Source organism: Tsukamurella soli, from assembly GCF_039541155.1.
GTDB classification, from domain to species: domain Bacteria; phylum Actinomycetota; class Actinomycetes; order Mycobacteriales; family Mycobacteriaceae; genus Tsukamurella; species Tsukamurella soli.
On sequence record NZ_BAABFR010000222.1, the window covers coordinates 1 to 1,910 of the forward strand.

2 protein-coding genes are annotated in these 1,910 nt (G+C 73.3%); both read right to left on the reverse strand.

The window, feature by feature from the left end; genetic code table 11:
* Positions 1-233 (reverse strand): hypothetical protein (locus ABD908_RS27200; protein ID WP_345002006.1); only part of this gene is annotated, 233 nt, incomplete at its 3' end.
* Positions 230-1,910 (reverse strand): protein kinase family protein (locus ABD908_RS27205; protein ID WP_345002008.1); only part of this gene is annotated, 1,681 nt, incomplete at its 5' end. The genes ABD908_RS27200 and ABD908_RS27205, both read right to left, overlap by 4 nt.

Below are 1,910 nucleotides of genomic sequence, written 5' to 3' on the forward strand. Positions count from 1 at the left end.
GGGTCGCCGGCGTCGGCGAACACGGCGGCGGGCGCGGACCTGAAGAAGAGCGTCGCGGCGGCCGCCGACAGCGAGCCGCCGACGGCGTCGACCACGGTGCGGGTCCCCGTCGCGATGTCGGCGGCCCGCGCAGGGGCACCCGGATGCGTATCACCGCACGCCGACGCACCAGCGACACCGGCGAGCACGAGGACCAGGGCGACCCCGGTGCGGATCCGTCTCGGCGCCGTCACGAACCCGTGAAGGTCACGCCGCCGATGCTGCTCCACCATGATCCGGACGAGTCCTGCGTGAGACCCGTGATCCACACCAGCACATACTTCGAACGGGTCGGCACCGACGTGACGGAGAACGGTGTCGATCCGGCGCGCAGGGTGCCGCTCCACACCCGCGACGTCGCGCCGAGGGAGCTCACGGTGGCGCTCGGCGAGGTGCGCACCTCGACGGTGGTGCCCGGGGTGGTCGAGGTGATCGTGCCGCCGGTCAGCGTCACCGGCCGGTCGAGCGTGATCATCAGGCCGAGGCCCTTCTTGAGATTCCCGAACATCGGACCGCTGCGATACGTGTCCGTCTTCCACGGGCTGCCGGTGCCGGTGAGCACGTTATCGATATTGGTCGAGGAGTCGGGGTTCGCCGTGAAGTCCACCAGCGACACCGCCGTGCCGCGGACCGGCGCGGACACGGGTGCAGGGATCCTGGGTGCGACGCCTGCGGTGGGCGCGGACGCCGTCGAGTTCGGGTACAGCGAGTCGTAGCCCTGCTGCGGGTTGCTCCCGCCCCCGGCGAAGACGTTCACCAGCCACATGATCACCAGGATCAGCACCAATACGACCGCGCACGCGGCGATGACCAGTAGCGGCACGTTGCGCCGCTTGGTCTCCCCGGTGCCGATCACGGAGTCCCGCGCCGACTGCAGGCGCGCGCGCGCCACGTCGCTCCCGGGGACCGATACCTTCTGGCCGGGCCGGCGGCCGGCGTCGTCGTCCCGCACAGGGGCGATCAGGTCGGTCTTCACGTCCACCACGGACGCCTGGTCGAGCAGCTGCTGCACGGCGGCCGCGGTGCGGATGCCCTGCCCGCCCTCGAGGGTCCGGCTGGCCACCGCCGATATCTCGAACGGTACGTCGCGCTTCGCATCGCGCGGCTCGACGGGATCGCCCTGCGCGTCCGGCTCGGCGAGCGGGAGGCCGCCGACGGTGGCGGGCTGCCCCGCGGTCGCGCGGGTCGCCACCGTCGTACCCGTCTCGGCGTCCAGCGGCCACCGCTCGAGCAGCAGGGCGTACAGCACGGCCCCGAGCCCGCGGACATCCGACTCGGTGCTCGCGTCGGACAGCGTGCCGGGGAACGCGAGGAACGCGTGCCCGTCCTGGCTGATCCGGATGCGGTCGGGATGGTCGATCGACAGCGCGGCTCCGGCTCGGTGAGCACTCTCCGCGGCCCCGGCGAGCGCGCGTACGGCCTTCGCCGCGCCGATCGCCGACGGGTGGGTGCCGGCCACGTCCGCCAGCGAGCTGCTCGGGATCCACTCGGCGACCACGATGCCGCCGGAACTGCCGCGCACCACGTCCAACACCCGCGCGAGGCCGTTCGTGTGCACCCGCCCCAGCCGTAGGGTCCGCGAGAGGATCGACTGCGGGCCGTCGCCGCGCAGGCTGATCTGCTCGCCGCGCTCGGGTGCCGGGGCCCGCTGCTCCGAATCCACGAAGGTCAGCGCCACGTCGCGGTCGAGGTTGATGTCGCGCGCCTGCCAGAACTGCAGCCCCCGGATCCCGCCGTGATGCTGGATCAGCCGGTATCGGCCACCCGCGACGACCGCGCCGGGGATCAGCTTGGGCCCGCGCCGCGGAGCGGAGGCCGCAGGGGTGCGGCCTGGCTCGCGGCCGCCGGGAGCGGTGTCGCCGGGCGCCGAC